General features: G+C 61.9%; 13 protein-coding genes. 1 reads left to right on the top strand and 12 read right to left on the bottom strand.

Annotated elements, in window-relative coordinates; translation table 11 throughout:
* Positions 1-73: 73 nt before the first annotated feature.
* The 11 genes from trpA to leuC form a co-directional block, all read right to left on the bottom strand.
* Complete coding sequence (gene trpA, locus DK391_RS23225; RefSeq protein WP_109480338.1) at positions 74-889, bottom strand: tryptophan synthase subunit alpha; 816 nt, start codon at positions 887-889, stop codon at positions 74-76.
* A 37-nt stretch (positions 890-926) separates the two neighbouring features.
* Complete coding sequence (locus tag DK391_RS23220) at positions 927-1,841, bottom strand: site-specific DNA-methyltransferase (protein WP_109480337.1); 915 nt, start codon at positions 1,839-1,841, stop codon at positions 927-929.
* 11 nt (positions 1,842-1,852) lie between these two features.
* A complete protein-coding gene (gene trpB, locus DK391_RS23215) occupies positions 1,853-3,046 on the bottom strand; it encodes a tryptophan synthase subunit beta (RefSeq protein ID WP_109480336.1) in 1,194 nt (397 codons plus the stop codon).
* A gap of 56 nt (positions 3,047-3,102) precedes the next feature.
* The gene (locus DK391_RS23210; protein ID WP_109480335.1) at positions 3,103-3,810 is read right to left on the bottom strand and encodes a phosphoribosylanthranilate isomerase; all 708 of its coding nucleotides are present in this window, start codon (positions 3,808-3,810) and stop codon (positions 3,103-3,105) included.
* Positions 3,807-4,610, bottom strand: a complete 804-nt coding sequence (gene truA, locus DK391_RS23205; RefSeq protein WP_109480334.1) for a tRNA pseudouridine(38-40) synthase TruA — start codon at positions 4,608-4,610, stop codon at positions 3,807-3,809. The genes DK391_RS23210 and truA overlap by 4 nt, the downstream gene beginning before the upstream one ends.
* Positions 4,610-6,898 (bottom strand): FimV/HubP family polar landmark protein, encoded by a 2,289-nt coding sequence (locus tag DK391_RS23200; RefSeq protein ID WP_109480333.1) that lies wholly within the window; start codon positions 6,896-6,898, stop codon positions 4,610-4,612. Before DK391_RS23200 ends, truA begins: the two co-directional genes overlap by 1 nt.
* A gap of 145 nt (positions 6,899-7,043) precedes the next feature.
* Entirely contained in the window at positions 7,044-8,165 is a 1,122-nt protein-coding gene (asd, locus tag DK391_RS23195; protein ID WP_109480332.1) for an aspartate-semialdehyde dehydrogenase, read from the bottom strand.
* A 299-nt stretch (positions 8,166-8,464) separates the two neighbouring features.
* Complete coding sequence (gene leuB, locus DK391_RS23190; protein WP_109480331.1) at positions 8,465-9,532, bottom strand: 3-isopropylmalate dehydrogenase; 1,068 nt, start codon at positions 9,530-9,532, stop codon at positions 8,465-8,467.
* Positions 9,533-9,578: 46 nt separating this feature from the next.
* Positions 9,579-10,232 carry a 3-isopropylmalate dehydratase small subunit gene (leuD, locus tag DK391_RS23185; RefSeq protein ID WP_109480330.1) on the bottom strand — a complete coding sequence of 218 codons (654 nt, stop codon included), beginning with the start codon at positions 10,230-10,232 and terminating at the stop codon, positions 9,579-9,581.
* 76 nt (positions 10,233-10,308) lie between these two features.
* Complete coding sequence (locus DK391_RS23180; RefSeq protein ID WP_109480329.1) at positions 10,309-10,461, bottom strand: entericidin A/B family lipoprotein; 153 nt, start codon at positions 10,459-10,461, stop codon at positions 10,309-10,311.
* A gap of 7 nt (positions 10,462-10,468) precedes the next feature.
* Entirely contained in the window at positions 10,469-11,878 is a 1,410-nt protein-coding gene (gene leuC / locus DK391_RS23175) for a 3-isopropylmalate dehydratase large subunit (protein ID WP_109480328.1), read from the bottom strand.
* Positions 11,879-11,981: 103 nt separating this feature from the next.
* Between leuC and DK391_RS23170 the strand changes: the two genes are divergently transcribed.
* A complete protein-coding gene (locus DK391_RS23170) occupies positions 11,982-12,722 on the top strand; it encodes a hypothetical protein (RefSeq protein WP_239482925.1) in 741 nt (246 codons plus the stop codon).
* A 294-nt stretch (positions 12,723-13,016) separates the two neighbouring features.
* Here the strand turns inward: DK391_RS23170 and gltA are convergent, their stop codons facing one another.
* Positions 13,017-14,318: a citrate synthase gene (gltA, locus tag DK391_RS23165; protein ID WP_109480327.1), complete on the bottom strand. Its 1,302-nt coding sequence runs from the start codon at positions 14,316-14,318 to the stop codon at positions 13,017-13,019.
* Positions 14,319-14,497: the final 179 nt, after the last annotated feature.

The raw sequence follows: 14,497 nt of genomic DNA, 5'->3' as shown, positions 1-14,497 counted from the left end.
TTCCAGGATTCGCGATACGAAAGGCGGCGCAGCAGACACCGCGCCGCCATGCTAACCGCGACAAAAATGATGTTTATCGGGCAGTCGCGCCGATACCGTCGAGCGCCTGACGGATTTCAGCGATGAAATCGGTCAGTTTGCTCGCAGCGGTCTCGGGTGCTGCTTCTTCGAGCAATTGCACGATACGGCTGCCGATCACGACGGCATCGGACACTTCGGCCACAGCGCGCGCGGATTGCGCGTCGCGAATGCCGAAACCGACGCCCACCGGCAGCGGTACGCGCGACTTGATGGCCGGGATTTTACTCGCGATGCTCAAAACGTCCAGATTTGCAGCGCCCGTCACACCCTTGAGCGACACATAGTAGACGTAACCAGACGCGATTTTACCAACCTCCGCGATGCGCTCGTCGGTGGACGTGGGCGCAAGCAGAAAAATCGGATCGATTTCCGCCGCCTTCATCTTTTCGGCGAAGATCACCGATTCTTCCGGCGGATAGTCGACAACCAGCACGCCGTCGACGCCCGCTTCGTTCGCAGCCTTCGCGAAGGCATCGGCACCCATGCGTTCGATCGGGTTGGCGTAGCCCATCAGCACGACGGGCGTCGTGTTGTTGGTTTCACGGAAACGCTTGACGTCGGCGAGTACGTGTTTCAGCGACACGCCCTTTGCCAGCGCCCGTTCCGACGACAACTGGATCACTGGACCATCGGCCATCGGGTCCGAAAACGGCACGCCAAGCTCGATCACATCGGCGCCGCCTTTGACGAGCGCATGCATAAACTCAACCGTGCGCGCCGGATCGGGATCGCCAGCGGTGAAAAACGGAATCAGACCTTTCTTGCCCTGCGCGGCCAGTGCCGCGAACGTGTTTTGAATACGGGACATGGAATTCTCTCGAAGTCGATAACTGCGCGGTTGCGGCTCAAGCGGTTGTCGTCGGATCGACGACAGTGCTCTTGCGGCGCGGAACGGGTGCAGGCGGATTTGCGGCCAGACTGACGCGTTCTCGCGCTATCGCGCAGTAACTTTCATTGATCTCATAGCCGACGAATTCGCGTTTCTGTCGGGCGCAAGCAACGGCCGTGGTGCCGCTTCCCATAAAGGGATCGAGCACACGACCACCCGGCGGACAGCTTGCCAACACCATTCGCTCGACGATTTCGAGCGGCTTCTGGGTCGGATGGTCGACGCGTTCCGCGTGCTGCCGGTGCAGACGCGAAACCGACCAGACGTCCTTCGGGTTGTAGCCCATTTCGAGCCACTTGCTACCTTCGAACAACTTACGCGAACGCGCCTTCTTCGTGGCGGCATCGTACGGGATGCGGACGGGATCGAGATCGAAGTAATAATCTTTCGATACCGCGAAATAACCGATGTTGTCGTGCACCGACGTAAAACGGCGCGTCGTGCCGCCCATGCTCGGCACGCGCCGGTCCCAGATGATCTCGTTGACCATCGTCAGGCGGCTCTTCAGAAAGACGAAGATTTCCGGCGCGTACTGCCATGTGCAGAAGATATACAGCGAACCCGACGGCTTGAGTTTCGGAATGGCGAGATCGAGCCAGCTACGCGTCCAGGCAAGAAAATCCTCGCCCGAGCGCATATCGGAATCATTGCCATAATCTTTGCCCAGACCGTACGGCGGATCGGCCACGATCAGGTCGATCGAGCCGTCCGGCAGGTTTGCTGCATCGGTCAGAAAATCGCGGTTCAGCAGTTCGATGCCGGCAGGCACCGGCAACAGCGGCGCAGCGCCCGCGCGCAACGCCTCGACGACGCGTGCTTCTGCGTCGCCGCTCGGTGCGGGCGGCTGCGGCTGCTCGAACTCGTCGCGCATCGCGTGGGCGCTCAGAACTGGATGCCCGATCGCTCGGCGACCGTGTGCATGTCCTTGTCGCCCCGGCCCGACAGGTTCACCAGAAGGATTTTGTCCTTCGGCAGAGTCGGCGCCAGCTTCGCCGCGTACGCGAGCGCGTGGCTCGACTCGAGCGCGGGAATGATGCCTTCGATGCGGCAGCAGTCGTGGAACGCCTTGAGCGCCTCTTCGTCGGTGATGCCGACGTATTCGGCGCGGCCGCTGTCCTTCAGCCACGCGTGCTCAGGACCGACGCCCGGATAGTCCAGACCCGCCGAGACCGAATGCGTCTCGATAATCTGGCCATTCTCGTCCTGCAGCAGGTACGTGCGGTTGCCGTGCAAGACACCCGGCGTGCCGCCCGTCAGCGAGGCTGCGTGACGACCCGTCTCGATGCCGTCGCCGGCTGCTTCGACGCCGATCAACTTCACCGATTTATCGTCGATATACGGGTAAAAGATGCCCATCGCGTTCGAACCACCGCCAACACACGCGATCACGGCGTCCGGTTGGCGACCCGTCAGTTCGGGCATCTGCACCTTGCATTCGTCGCCGATCACGCGCTGGAAGTCGCGCACCATCATCGGATACGGGTGCGGACCCGCGACCGTGCCAATGATGTAGAAGGTGTTTTCGACGTTCGTGACCCAGTCGCGCATCGCTTCGTTCAACGCATCTTTCAGCGTGCGCGAGCCGGATTCGACGGGCACGACGGTCGCGCCCAGCAGCTTCATCCGGTAGACGTTCGCTGCCTGGCGGCGCACGTCTTCCGCGCCCATGTACACGATGCACTCCATGCCAAAGCGCGCCGCGATGGTCGCCGTGGCAACGCCGTGCTGGCCCGCGCCCGTCTCCGCGATCACGCGCGGTTTGCCCATGCGCTTGGCGAGCAGCGCCTGGCCGATCACGTTGTTCACCTTGTGCGCGCCCGTGTGGTTCAGGTCTTCGCGCTTCAGATAAACCTGCGCGCCGCCGAGCAGTTCGCTCCAGCGTTGCGCGTGATAGACAGGGGAAGGACGACCCACGAAGTACTTCAGTTCACGCTCGTATTCGGCGATGAACTCGGGGTCTACAGAGTATTTTTCGTACGCGACACGCAGCTCATCCAGTGCGTGCATCAGCGTTTCGGCGACGAACACGCCGCCATATTGGCCGAAATGGCCACGTTCATCAGGTAAGTTGTACATATTCCGTCACTCTTCTCAGTTCGCCGCAGCGCTCGCTGCGAGGCGCGGCCTGGGAATCACCGGGCGTCCGCTTCGCGCACTGCGCGTACGAACGCCGCCATGCGGGCGTGATCCTTCACACCCTTTACGCCCGGCACTTCGATGCCGCTCGAGACATCGACCGCGTACGGGCGTACACGATGAATCGCATCACGAACGTTTTGCGTGCTCAACCCACCACTCAAAACGGCCCGACGCGCGAGCTCTGCTGGAATAAGTGACCAATCGAAGACCTTCCCGCCGCCGCCATAGCCGTCGACATGCGTGTCGAACAGGAGACCACTGGCGGCCGAATAGTTAAGCGCCGATTTTACCAAATCAGCCGGTTGAGTATCGGGCGAAACCCGCAATGCGCGCAACCAAGGCAAACCCGCAACGCCCGCGAGCTTTTCGCACTGTTCGGGCGTTTCGTCGCCGTGGAACTGCAGCACCGATAGCGGCACGTTGCAGGTGACTTCGCTGAACCAGTCATCTGTCGGATTCACGAACAGCCCGACCACCGACACGAACGGCGGCACGACCCGCGTCATCTCGACCGCCTGCGCAATGCTCAAAGAGCGCGGGCTGGGCGGGTAGAACACGAGGCCGATCGCATCGGCGCCAAGCGCGACGGCATGGGCGACATCGGCAGCGTTGGCCAGTCCGCACAGCTTGATGCGGGTGCGGTGCGGCACGGTGTCGTCGGCGGATGAATCGGGTGCGGCTTGGGTATCGGCAGAAGTCATTGGTCGGTCCAAACGGTGCTCCACGGAACGCTGCCCGCTTGCGGTGCAGGCACGGCGAACACCTCAGGATAGCCCACTTGAGCGAGATACAGCCCGTCGGGCATGAAAGTCGGTGCGGCGTGCTTGCGGTCGCGGACTTCGAGCACTTCGGCGAGCCACGTCGCCGGATAGCGCCCGCGCCCCACGGCGACGAGGCAGCCCATCAGGTTGCGCACCATGTGATGCAGGAACGCGTTCGCCCGGAAGCGAAAGTGGATGAAATCGCCCTGCGGGCGGATATCGATCTGATACAGATGCTTGACGGGCGTTTTCGCCTGACATTCCGACGAGCGGAACGACGAGAAATCATGCTCGCCGATCAGACAAGCCGCCGCTTCGCGCATCGCGTCGACGTCGAGCGGCGTGTGGATCCAGCCGGCACGGCTTGCGAGCATCGGCGAACGCACGGGATGCACGTAGAGCGCGTAGTAATACGTGCGCTCGAAGGCCGAAAATCGCGCGTGGAAATCATCAGGCATCGGCTTGGCCCATTGCACAGCGACCGTCGACGGCAAAAAGGCGTTCGTGCCGCGCACCCACGAAAACTCCGCGCGATCGAGTTCGGTATCGAAATGCACAACCTGACCCAGCCCGTGCACGCCCGTATCCGTGCGCCCCGCCACGACCGTCGGCAGCGGCGTCAGCGCGAACTCGCGCAGTGCCCGCTCGAGCTCGTCCTGCACGGTCTTGCCGTGCGGCTGCGCCTGCCAGCCGCAAAACGCAGCGCCGTCGTACTGGATACCGAGCGCGATCCGCGTCATCACGAAAGCGGCGCGAGCGTCGACAGCAGCGCGCGAGCGTCGGCGCGCGTGTCTACATCGTTCGATTCGATCACTTCGTTGATCAGCGTGCGCGCACCGACGAGGTCGCCGAGATCGATATATTCGACAGCCAGATCGAGCTTGTTGCGCGAGATGCGCGCGACTTCCTGAGGCGTGAACGTGGGCACCACCTGCGACGGCGACGGCGGCAGTTCCAGGTCGAAATCGAGCTTCAACGCCCCGAAACGGGCTGCGCCCAGACCGGCGACGGCTGCGGCGCCCGCAGTGCCGGCGATGATCTCCTCGCCCGCCGTCGGCACCTGCGGCGCGTGCGATGGCACGGCCTGCTGCGCGGTAATGCCGGGCGAAACGACCGGCTGCGTCACAGCGTGCGAATCGGACGAACCCGGCGCAGCCGTCTCGACGCGCGGCGGCAACGCAAAATCGTCGATGCTGTCGAGCGCGCGCATCGCATCGCGCGGGAAGGCATCCGGCACGGCCGGTTCCAGCGGCGGCGGTGCGCCGAGCGGAAGCGACGCCGCCGCGCGGTTTTGCGTCTCGTCGGCAGCCTCGGCTTCGTCCGCATGCAATTCGTCGACGAGTTCGGGCAGCGGCTCGATCAGCTGTTCGTGCTGCGCGGACGGTTCGACGTGGCTCAGTTGAATCGGCGGCGCGGCGGACCCAACCGGCTGTTCGAACGTCGGTTCGTGCTGCTCGCTTCCCGCCGTCGTGCCGAGGTCGAGCACGAAAGGCCGGTCTTTCGCGTCAGACTCAGCGTGCGGGGCTTCGATCGGTTCGACGAAATGGGGTTCCACGGGTTCGTGGATCGGTGCCTCGTCGAGCGGCAGGTCTGCGGCTGGCGTGGCGGCGGCCAGTTCATCCGGCGTCTGCTCGTGTTCACGCGCGGCCTGCTCCAGTTCGGCTGCTTCGGCTGCACGCGCTTCTTCACGCGCCGGATCGAGCGATTCGCGTGGCAATGCGTCGGCGCCGAGCGTAGCGGCGGCGTCGAGCGCGGCTTCGGCGGAAGCGGCATCGAAGGTTTCGGGTTCGTGCTTTGGCTGCGCTTCATGCTCGACATCGTGCGGAATGGCTTCCGCCGATGCAGCATGAGGCGCTTCATGCGCTTCATGCGCTTCGTGAGCCTCAGCTTCCGGCTGCGTCTGCTCCACTGCAGGCGCTGTGTCGTGAGATGCGACGGCGGCCGGCGCGGGCGCGAACGCCGACGTTTCTTCGTCACGCGTTATGTCGTCGTTGGCGGCAGCCTGAGCGCGCGCCGCCTTGCGACGGCGACGCATCGACCAGCCAGCCAGCAGCGCCACCAGTCCTGCACCAACGATAGCGGCACCGCCCAGATACTCCTGCGGAATGCCTGTCGCCTGATTGGCAGGCTGCGCCGCCGGCGTGGGCTGGGCGGTAGCAGCAGCGCCAGGCGCCGCGCTCGCAGGCTGTGCTGCGCCCGGCGCAGCGGCATTGCCATTCGTCACAGGCGGCTTGCCGATACCGTGCTTCTGCAACTCCATCAGCACGCGATTTTTCAGCGCGAGCAGTTGTTGCAGACTCGACGGACGCGCCTGCGATGCTGTCTGTGCACTGCTATTGGCAGATGTGCCGGTCGATGTGGCCGATGCTTCGCTGCCTGAGATCGAGCCGGTGTAGGTTTGCGTGCCGCTCGTGACCGCGGGCGCGGCAGCGCTGCTCGTGGGCAATGCGCTCGCTGCGGTTGCAGATGCTGTTTCTGTTGCCGCGGGCGCGCTGGCGTTTTGCTGCATGGCCGCAGATGCCGAGGCGCCTGCCGCGGCACTCGCCGACGCGGCCGCCGAAGCAGACGCAGACGCAGGCGCGGAAGCCGCTGCGGACGTACTGCCACTCGCCGCAGCCGCATCCGACGCTCCACCAATCGCCGCACCCGTCGCATCGACGGCGGGCAGGTTCAGCACCGAGCCCAACCGCAAGCGGCTCGGATCATGCCCCATGAATGCGTTCGGATTCGCGTCGAAAATCGCCTTGGCCGCGCGCGCGAGCACCGCGCGATCACGCGACTGCGTCATCGCGACGGCGGCATCGTTGAGCGATTGGCCAGGCTGAACGGTGAATTGCGTGCCGCCCGACGCTGCGCCAGCGGGCGCACTCGCCGACGCCGCTGCGCTTGCAGCGCCCGTGGCCGCCGTTTGCGCATACGCAGCGCCCGGAATCGAAACTGCAGTGGCGAAGACGATTGCGACAGCTGCCGCAATCCGTTGCGAGCCGCTGCGTGTGGCGGCTTGAAGATGAAGGAAACGGGCCGTCATCGGGACCTTTCGTGCGCGGTCGTGCGGCGCATGCTTAGAAGTGTTGGCGACAAAATTCTGAAATGCACAATAAAAAAGCGCCGCGAAATTCGCGACGCTTTTTGGAAGTTTTCTACGCGTCGATCAGCTAACGCGCTAGTTTACTTTACTTGTCGAGCAGAATGCGAAGCATACGACGCAGCGGCTCTGCAGCACCCCACAGCAACTGGTCGCCGACCGTGAATGCGGACAGATATTCGCCGCCCATCGCGAGCTTGCGCACGCGGCCGACGGGGACCGTCAGCGTGCCCGTGACGACTGCCGGCGACAGATCGCGCATCGACGCTTCACGCTCGTTCGGCACGACCTTCACCCAGTCGTTCGCCGAAGCCAGAATGTCGTTCACTTCGTCGAGCGGCACGTCTTTCTTCAGCTTGATGGTCAGCGCCTGCGAGTGGCAGCGCATTGCGCCGATACGCACGCACAGACCGTCGACGGGAATCGAACCCGGCTGGCCCATGGCCGGCTTGCCGAGAATCTTGTTGGTTTCCGCGCCGCCCTTCCACTCTTCCTTCGACATGCCGTTGCCGAGATCCTTGTCGATCCACGGAATCAGCGAGCCGGCGAGCGGCACGCCGAAGTGATCGGTCGGCATGCTGTCGCTGTTCATTGCGGCCAGCACGCGGCGGTCGATGTCGAGAATGGCCGACGACGGATTCGCCAGTTCGTCCTTCACTGCGCCGTTGAGCGTGCCCATCTGGCTCAGCAGTTCACGCATGTTCTGCGCGCCCGCACCCGATGCGGCCTGATACGTCATGGCCGTCATCCAGTCGACGAGGTTGTCGCGGAACAGGCCGCCCAATGCCATCAGCATCAGGCTGACCGTGCAGTTGCCGCCGATGAAATTCTTCTGGCCCTTGACCAGCGCGTTCTTGATCACGTCGAGGTTGACGGGATCGAGAATGATGACGGCGTCATCCTTCATGCGCAGCGACGAAGCCGCGTCGATCCAGTAACCGTTCCAGCCGGCTGCGCGCAGCTTCGGGAACACTTCGTTGGTGTAGTCGCCGCCCTGGCAGGAGATGATCGCGTCGCACTTCTTCAGGTCGTCGATGCTCGACGCATCTTTGAGCTTGGTCTCGTTTTTGGCGAACGACGGCGCATTGCCGCCCGCGTTGCTGGTGCTGAAAAACACCGGTTCGATCAGATCGAAATCGCCTTCCTCTTGCATACGTTGCATGAGGACGCTGCCGACCATGCCGCGCCAACCTACGAGACCTACGTTCATGACTTCATACCCTTCGAATGGACACTTCCCCGCATCTTTGCCCGCAGTGACCGCGCGGGGAAGATGGGCGGGCACGACAGACGATCAGCGCTTCGTGATCGTTTTCGGGGTAATCGTTTTGATGGTAATGGCGAGCGCAACCACGCGGGCCGTTTTGCCGCGCAGTGTCGAAATCGAGGAGATTTGAGGAATCGTCGCCATCACATGAGTCTACACGAAAACCCGATTTGTGCGGCGCGGGCGCCGCGAATAGCGTGAATCAGCCCAAAACCGGCCGATTCACGCGTATTTCTCAACAATTACAGCGCAGCGATCACAGCGTCGCCCATCGCTTCCGTGCCGACCTGCTTGCAACCCGGCGTGAGGATGTCGCCCGTGCGATATCCCTGTTCGAGCACCTTTTTCACGGCGTTTTCGATGCGATCAGCCTGCTCGGCCTTGCCCAGCGAATAGCGAAGCATCATTGCAGCCGAAAGAATCGTAGCCAGCGGATTCGCGATGCCCTTGCCCGCGATATCCGGAGCCGAACCGTGCGACGGCTCGTACAGACCCTTGTTGTTCTTGTCGAGCGAAGCCGACGGCAGCATGCCGATCGAGCCCGTCAACATCGCCGCTTCGTCCGACAGAATGTCGCCGAACATATTGCCCGTGACGATCACGTCGAACGACTTCGGCGCCTTCACGAGTTGCATTGCCGCGTTGTCGACGTACATGTGCGACAGCTCGACGTCCGCGTATTCCTTCGAGACATCGATCATCACGTCCTTCCACAATTGCGACGTTTCGAGCACGTTCGCCTTGTCGACGGAAGTCAGCTTCTTGTCGCGCTTTTGCGCTGCCTGAAACGCGACATGCGCGATGCGGCGCACTTCGGGTTCCGAATAACGCATCGTGTCGAAGCCTTCTTTCGCGCCTTCGAACGGCCCGTCCGGCGCAGCACGCACGCCGCGCGGCGAGCCAAAGTAAATATCGCCGTTCAGTTCACGCACGATCAGGATGTCGAGGCCCGAAACGATTTCCGGCTTCAGCGACGACGCGCCCGTCAGCTGCGGATAGCAGATGGCCGGACGGAAGTTCGCGAACAGTTGCAGATGCTTGCGCAGACCCAGAATGGCTTGTTCCGGGCGCAGCGCGCGCTCGAGCGAGTCGTACTTCCAGTCGCCGACAGCGCCGAACAGGATCGCGTCGGCTTCCTTCGCGAGCTTCAGCGTCGCTTCCGGCAGCGGATGACCCGCCGCTTCGTAGCCCGCGCCGCCAACGGGCGCTTCTTCGAGCTCGAACTTTTCGCCGAGCACGTTCAGCACCTTGACTGCTTCCTTGACGATTTCCTTGCCAATGCCGTCGCCCGGCAACACTGCGATCTTCATGCGTATTCCTTTCTGGTTTCTGTCTGGCTTCGATCTCAGGCGCGCATCAGCGCACGAGGCGGTTGTTGAGCCACGGCTGCTTCGCGATGCGCTCGGCTTCGTACTGGCGAATCTTGTCCGCGTGACGCAGCGTGAGGCCGATATCGTCGAAACCGTTCAGCAGGCAGTACTTGCGGAACGCGGCGACTTCGAACGGATACTCCGTGCTGCCGTCCGACGTGCGCACGACCTGCTTTTCCAGATCGACGGTCAACTGGAAGCCGTTGAACGCGAATGTTTCGTTGAACAGATGGTCGACCTGCTGCTCAGTCAGCACGATCGGCAGCAGACCGTTCTTGAAGCAGTTGTTGTAGAAGATGTCCGCGAAGCTCGGCGCGATGATCGCGCGGAAGCCGTACTGTTGCAGCGCCCACGGCGCGTGCTCGCGCGAACTGCCGCAGCCGAAGTTCTGGCGCGCGAGCAGCACGGACGCGCCCTGATAACGCGGCTGGTTCAGCACGAAATCGGGGTTCAGCGGACGCTTCGAGTTGTCCTGACCCGGCTCGCCGTGATCGAGATAACGCCATTCGTCGAACGCATTCGGACCAAAGCCCGTGCGCTTGATCGACTTCAGAAACTGCTTCGGAATGATCGCGTCGGTATCGACGTTTTCGCGATCGAGCGGCGCCACGACGCCGGTATGTACAGTGAATTTATCCATGACGCTTTAGCCTGTTCGAGGCCGGAAGGGAATGCGCAAACGTAGCGCTCGCGCCTTCCGGCGAGACAAAATCCGCTTACTGCGACGCCTTGTTGCTGATCGATCCGCCCAGATGCTGCAGATCTTCGCCGAAGCCATGCACCGTGTTGCAACCAGCGAGGCCGAGCAGCAGCCCGGCTAGCGTCGCGAGTGCGAATCGGCGCAGAAATGCGGTGCGATCGATGTTCATAAGACGTTTATCCCAGCTTGCGAATGTCGACGAAATGCCCTTCGATGGCGGCAGCCGCTGCCATTGCAGGACTCACGAGGTGCGTGCGTCCGCCCGCGCCCTGACGGCCTTCGAAGTTGCGGTTCGACGTGGATGCACAACGCTCGCCCGGTGCGAGGCGGTCGGCGTTCATCGCGAGACACATCGAGCAGCCCGGCTCGCGCCATTCGAAACCCGCGTCCGTGAAGACCTTGTCGAGGCCTTCGCGCTCGGCTTGCGCCTTCACGAGACCCGAACCCGGCACGACCATCGCCAGACGGATGTTCGACGCGACACGACGGCCCAGCTTCTTCACGACCCACGCAGCCGCGCGGATATCTTCGATACGCGCGTTCGTGCACGAACCGATGAAGACCTTGTCCGGCTTGATCGATTCGATGGGCAGGTTCGGTTGCAGCGCCATGTATTGCAGCGCGCGTTCCATCGCGTCACGCTTGACGGGATCTTTTTCCTTTTCCGGATCCGGCACGCGTCCGTCGATGGACGTAACCATTTCCGGCGACGTGCCCCACGTCACCTGCGGCACGATCTCAGCGGCGTTCAGTTCGACCACGCGATCAAAATGCGCGCCGTCGTCGGATTTAAACTGCTTCCAGTATTCGACAGCCTGATCCCACTCAACGCCTTGCGGCGAGAACGGACGGCCTTTCAGGTATTCGATGGTCGTATCGTCGACGGCGACCATGCCGGCGCGCGCGCCCGCTTCGATCGCCATGTTGCAGACGGTCATGCGGCCTTCCATCGACAGCGCGCGGATGGTCGAGCCGCCGAATTCGATGGCATAGCCCGTGCCGCCCGCCGTGCCGATCTTGCCGATGATGGCGAGCACGATGTCCTTCGCCGTGCAGCCGCGCGGCAACTGGCCTTCCACTTTCACCAGCATGTTCTTGCTTTTCTTCTGCAAGAGCGTTTGCGTGGCCAGCACGTGCTCGACTTCCGATGTGCCGATGCCGTGCGCCAGCGCGCCGAACGCGCCGTGCGTGGACGTGTGCGAGTCGCCGCAGACGATGGTCATGCCCGGCAGCGTCGCGCCCTGCTCCGGCCCGATGATGTGCACGATGCCCTGACGCATGTCGTTCATCTTGAACTGCGTGATGCCGAAGGCGTCGCAATTCGCGTCGAGCGTATCGACCTGCAGCTTCGAGACGGGATCTGCGATGCCGTGGCTGCGATCCGTGGTCGGCACGTTGTGGTCCGACACCGCCAGATTCGCGCTGATGCGCCACACCGGGCGCTCGGCCATCTTCAGCCCTTCGAACGCCTGCGGGCTGGTCACTTCATGCAGCAGTTGACGGTCGATATAGAGAATCGTCGTACCGTCTTCTTCCGTGTGGACCACGTGCGTGTTCCACAATTTGTCGTAGAGAGTCTGTGCCATGGTATGCGGGGTAGTAATGACTTCGGGCTGACTGTGTCCGGTCGATTATGCCACGCAGTTGCCTTTCCGGGACCACCAGATATCGAGAAAACCGATAAAAAACATGGAGTTGGGTGGTAGTGCCGATACCTGTATCGGTAGTACCCAGGGTGAGGCTTCAGACCACGCGACGACATGCGCCTGGTTGGCCAAACGGTCTATAGCGGTCATTCTGGTGCGCGACATAGCATGGTTAGTCTCCCTGACCATGCCATCGATGTCACAACCTGAGTGTCTGATAGCCGAGCGTTTGCACGAGCCCGCACACCGTTTTTCCGATGTGAGCTACCGTGGAATTCCGTGGAATCTCAATCATCTCGATGCATTCACTTTCAAGACCGACCTTGGACTAGGCGGTGACATCACCGTGCTCGTTCTTTTCTCGTGCCACTGCTTTACCCACAGCTTCCGATGGGATGCTCGCCCAACCGATCTGATACCAGACGACGAGATCTACGATCACGGTAAAGAGCGCCGCGTACTGGACCCACAGCGATACAAACTTTCACGAAGATATCTGAGAGAGATCGTCATTCAACTTCCGTCGCGGCGCATTACGGTGGCTAACGAGAATCAGCCTAACTTCGTCACGCTCGAAAACATGAATGAAGACGGCACGACGACGCTCTACGCAGTCTTTTTCGAAGCCGAGCGAGACCGAATCCGCAAGCGACGCATGGTGCTTCGGATCCAGTCGGCCTACGTGCTGGACAAGGGATTGACGAAACGTCAGGAAAAAGCCGGCAAGATTGGCTTCGCGACGCTTCTCCGCGCGGCATATCTCGGGAAAAAGGTTCGCAGATAGAAAGCAGAAAAAACAAACGGCCACTCAAGGTGGCCGTTGCATGCGGGATTCTCTATCTGCCTTTCGACAGAACTCCCACTCCAGGTGGGACCCGGCTTGCCGGGCGGCGCTACGTTTTTCGCACCCGCTGGTACGTAGTTTTCAGATGTAATTATTGCTTCTTCCCGGTTTTGGGTCAAGCGCATCCCGGCCTGGCCAGACGGCCTATAGAACAAAACGCCCCAACGGCGAACCGTTGAGGCGTTTCATTCGATGCATTCAGCGCGGAAACCGCGCCGATATACCGACGGCTGCTTAACGCTTGCCGATCGGCGATGCTTCGCGCGGCGTTTCGCCGATGAACAGCTGACGCGGACGGCCAATCTTCTGTTCCGGATCGCCGATCATTTCGTTCCACTGTGCGATCCAGCCGACCGTACGTGCCATCGCGAAGATACACGTGAACATCGACGTCGGAATGCCCAGCGCGCGCTGCACGATGCCCGAGTAGAAGTCGACGTTCGGGTACAGCTTGCGCGACACGAAGTATTCGTCTTCCAGCGCGATCTTTTCCAGCGCCATCGCGAGCTTGAACAGCGGGTCGTCGTGCAGGCCCAGTTCGTTCAGCACTTCGTAGCACGTTTCGCGCATCAGCTTCGCACGCGGATCGTAGTTCTTGTAGACGCGGTGACCGAAGCCCATCAGCTTCACGCCCGAGTTCTTGTCCTTCACCTGCTTGATGAACTCAGGAATGTTATCGACCGAGCCGATTTCTTCCAGCATGTTCAGTGCGGCTTCGTTCGCACCGCCGTGCGCCGGGCCCCACAGACACGCGATACCCGCTGCGATACACGCGAACGGATTCGCGCCCGACGAACCCGCCAGACGCACCGTCGACGTCGAAGCGTTCTGCTCGTGGTCTGCGTGCAGGATCAGGATGCGGTCGAGCGCGCGAACCAGCACTTCGTTGACCTGGTACTCTTCGCACGGGTTCGAGAACATCATGCGCATGAAGTTTGCGCTGTACGACAGATTGTTCTGCGGATACACGAACGGCTGGCCGATCGAGTACTTGTACGCCATCGCGACCAGCGTCGGCAGCTTGGCGATCATGCGGATTGCCGAGACTTCGCGGTGACGCGGGTTATTGATGTCGAGCGAGTCGTGGTAGAACGCCGACAGCGCGCCGACTGCAGCGACGAGGATCGCCATCGGGTGCGCGTCGCGACGGAAGCCACGGAAGAAGAACTGCATCTGCTCGTGAACCATCGTGTGGTTCGTGACCGTCTTCACGAACTCGTCCTTCTGCGCAGCGTTCGGCAGTTCGCCCTTCAGCAGCAGGTAGCACGTTTCGAGGAAGTCGGCGTTTTGCGCGAGGTTGTCGATCGGGTAGCCGCGGTACAGCAGCTCGCCCTTGTCACCGTCGATGTACGTGATTGCCGAGTTGCACGACGCCGTCGACATGAAGCCCGGGTCATACGTGAACTTGCCGGTCTGGCCGTACAGCTTACGGATGTCGATCACATCCGGGCCCATCGTGCCCGCATAAATGGGCAATTCAACGCTCGGCGAGTTGTCGCTGAACGATAGCGTGGCTTTAACATCTGACGGGGTCATAGCACATCCTCAATCGAAGTATGGAAACAGGGTTTCGATAATTGCACGCCTGGATCAAACTCACCTGCGTAACGGCGAGGCTTACACCGCAATTACACGTTACGCAGCATCTCCAGCACCCGCGCGACATCGGCGTCGGCGAGGTCGCCTTCCGGTTCCTTGCGTGCGAGCAGCAAGTC

The organism is Paraburkholderia sp. C35 (assembly GCF_003121405.1).
Taxonomy (GTDB): Bacteria; Pseudomonadota; Gammaproteobacteria; order Burkholderiales; family Burkholderiaceae; genus Paraburkholderia.
This window is presented reverse-complemented; position numbering and strand designations above follow the sequence as displayed.

Bases quoted from the DNA above. Each gene is read 5' to 3' on its own strand.
- gltA (WP_109480327.1), bottom strand. From the start codon at position 14,318: ATGACCCCGTCAGATGTTAAAGCCACGCTATCGTTCAGCGACAACTCG.
- DK391_RS23200 (WP_109480333.1), bottom strand. From the start codon at position 6,898: ATGACGGCCCGTTTCCTTCATCTTCAAGCCGCCACACGCAGCGGCTCG.
- DK391_RS23180 (WP_109480329.1), bottom strand. From the start codon at position 10,461: ATGAACATCGATCGCACCGCATTTCTGCGCCGATTCGCACTCGCGACG.
- DK391_RS23220 (WP_109480337.1), bottom strand. From the start codon at position 1,841: ATGCGCGACGAGTTCGAGCAGCCGCAGCCGCCCGCACCGAGCGGCGAC.
- asd (WP_109480332.1), bottom strand. From the start codon at position 8,165: ATGAACGTAGGTCTCGTAGGTTGGCGCGGCATGGTCGGCAGCGTCCTC.
- leuB (WP_109480331.1), bottom strand. From the start codon at position 9,532: ATGAAGATCGCAGTGTTGCCGGGCGACGGCATTGGCAAGGAAATCGTC.
- leuD (WP_109480330.1), bottom strand. From the start codon at position 10,232: ATGGATAAATTCACTGTACATACCGGCGTCGTGGCGCCGCTCGATCGC.
- trpA (WP_109480338.1), bottom strand. From the start codon at position 889: ATGTCCCGTATTCAAAACACGTTCGCGGCACTGGCCGCGCAGGGCAAG.
- truA (WP_109480334.1), bottom strand. From the start codon at position 4,610: ATGACGCGGATCGCGCTCGGTATCCAGTACGACGGCGCTGCGTTTTGC.
- DK391_RS23170 (WP_239482925.1), top strand. From the start codon at position 11,982: ATGGAGTTGGGTGGTAGTGCCGATACCTGTATCGGTAGTACCCAGGGT.
- DK391_RS23210 (WP_109480335.1), bottom strand. From the start codon at position 3,810: ATGACTTCTGCCGATACCCAAGCCGCACCCGATTCATCCGCCGACGAC.
- trpB (WP_109480336.1), bottom strand. From the start codon at position 3,046: ATGTACAACTTACCTGATGAACGTGGCCATTTCGGCCAATATGGCGGC.
- leuC (WP_109480328.1), bottom strand. From the start codon at position 11,878: ATGGCACAGACTCTCTACGACAAATTGTGGAACACGCACGTGGTCCAC.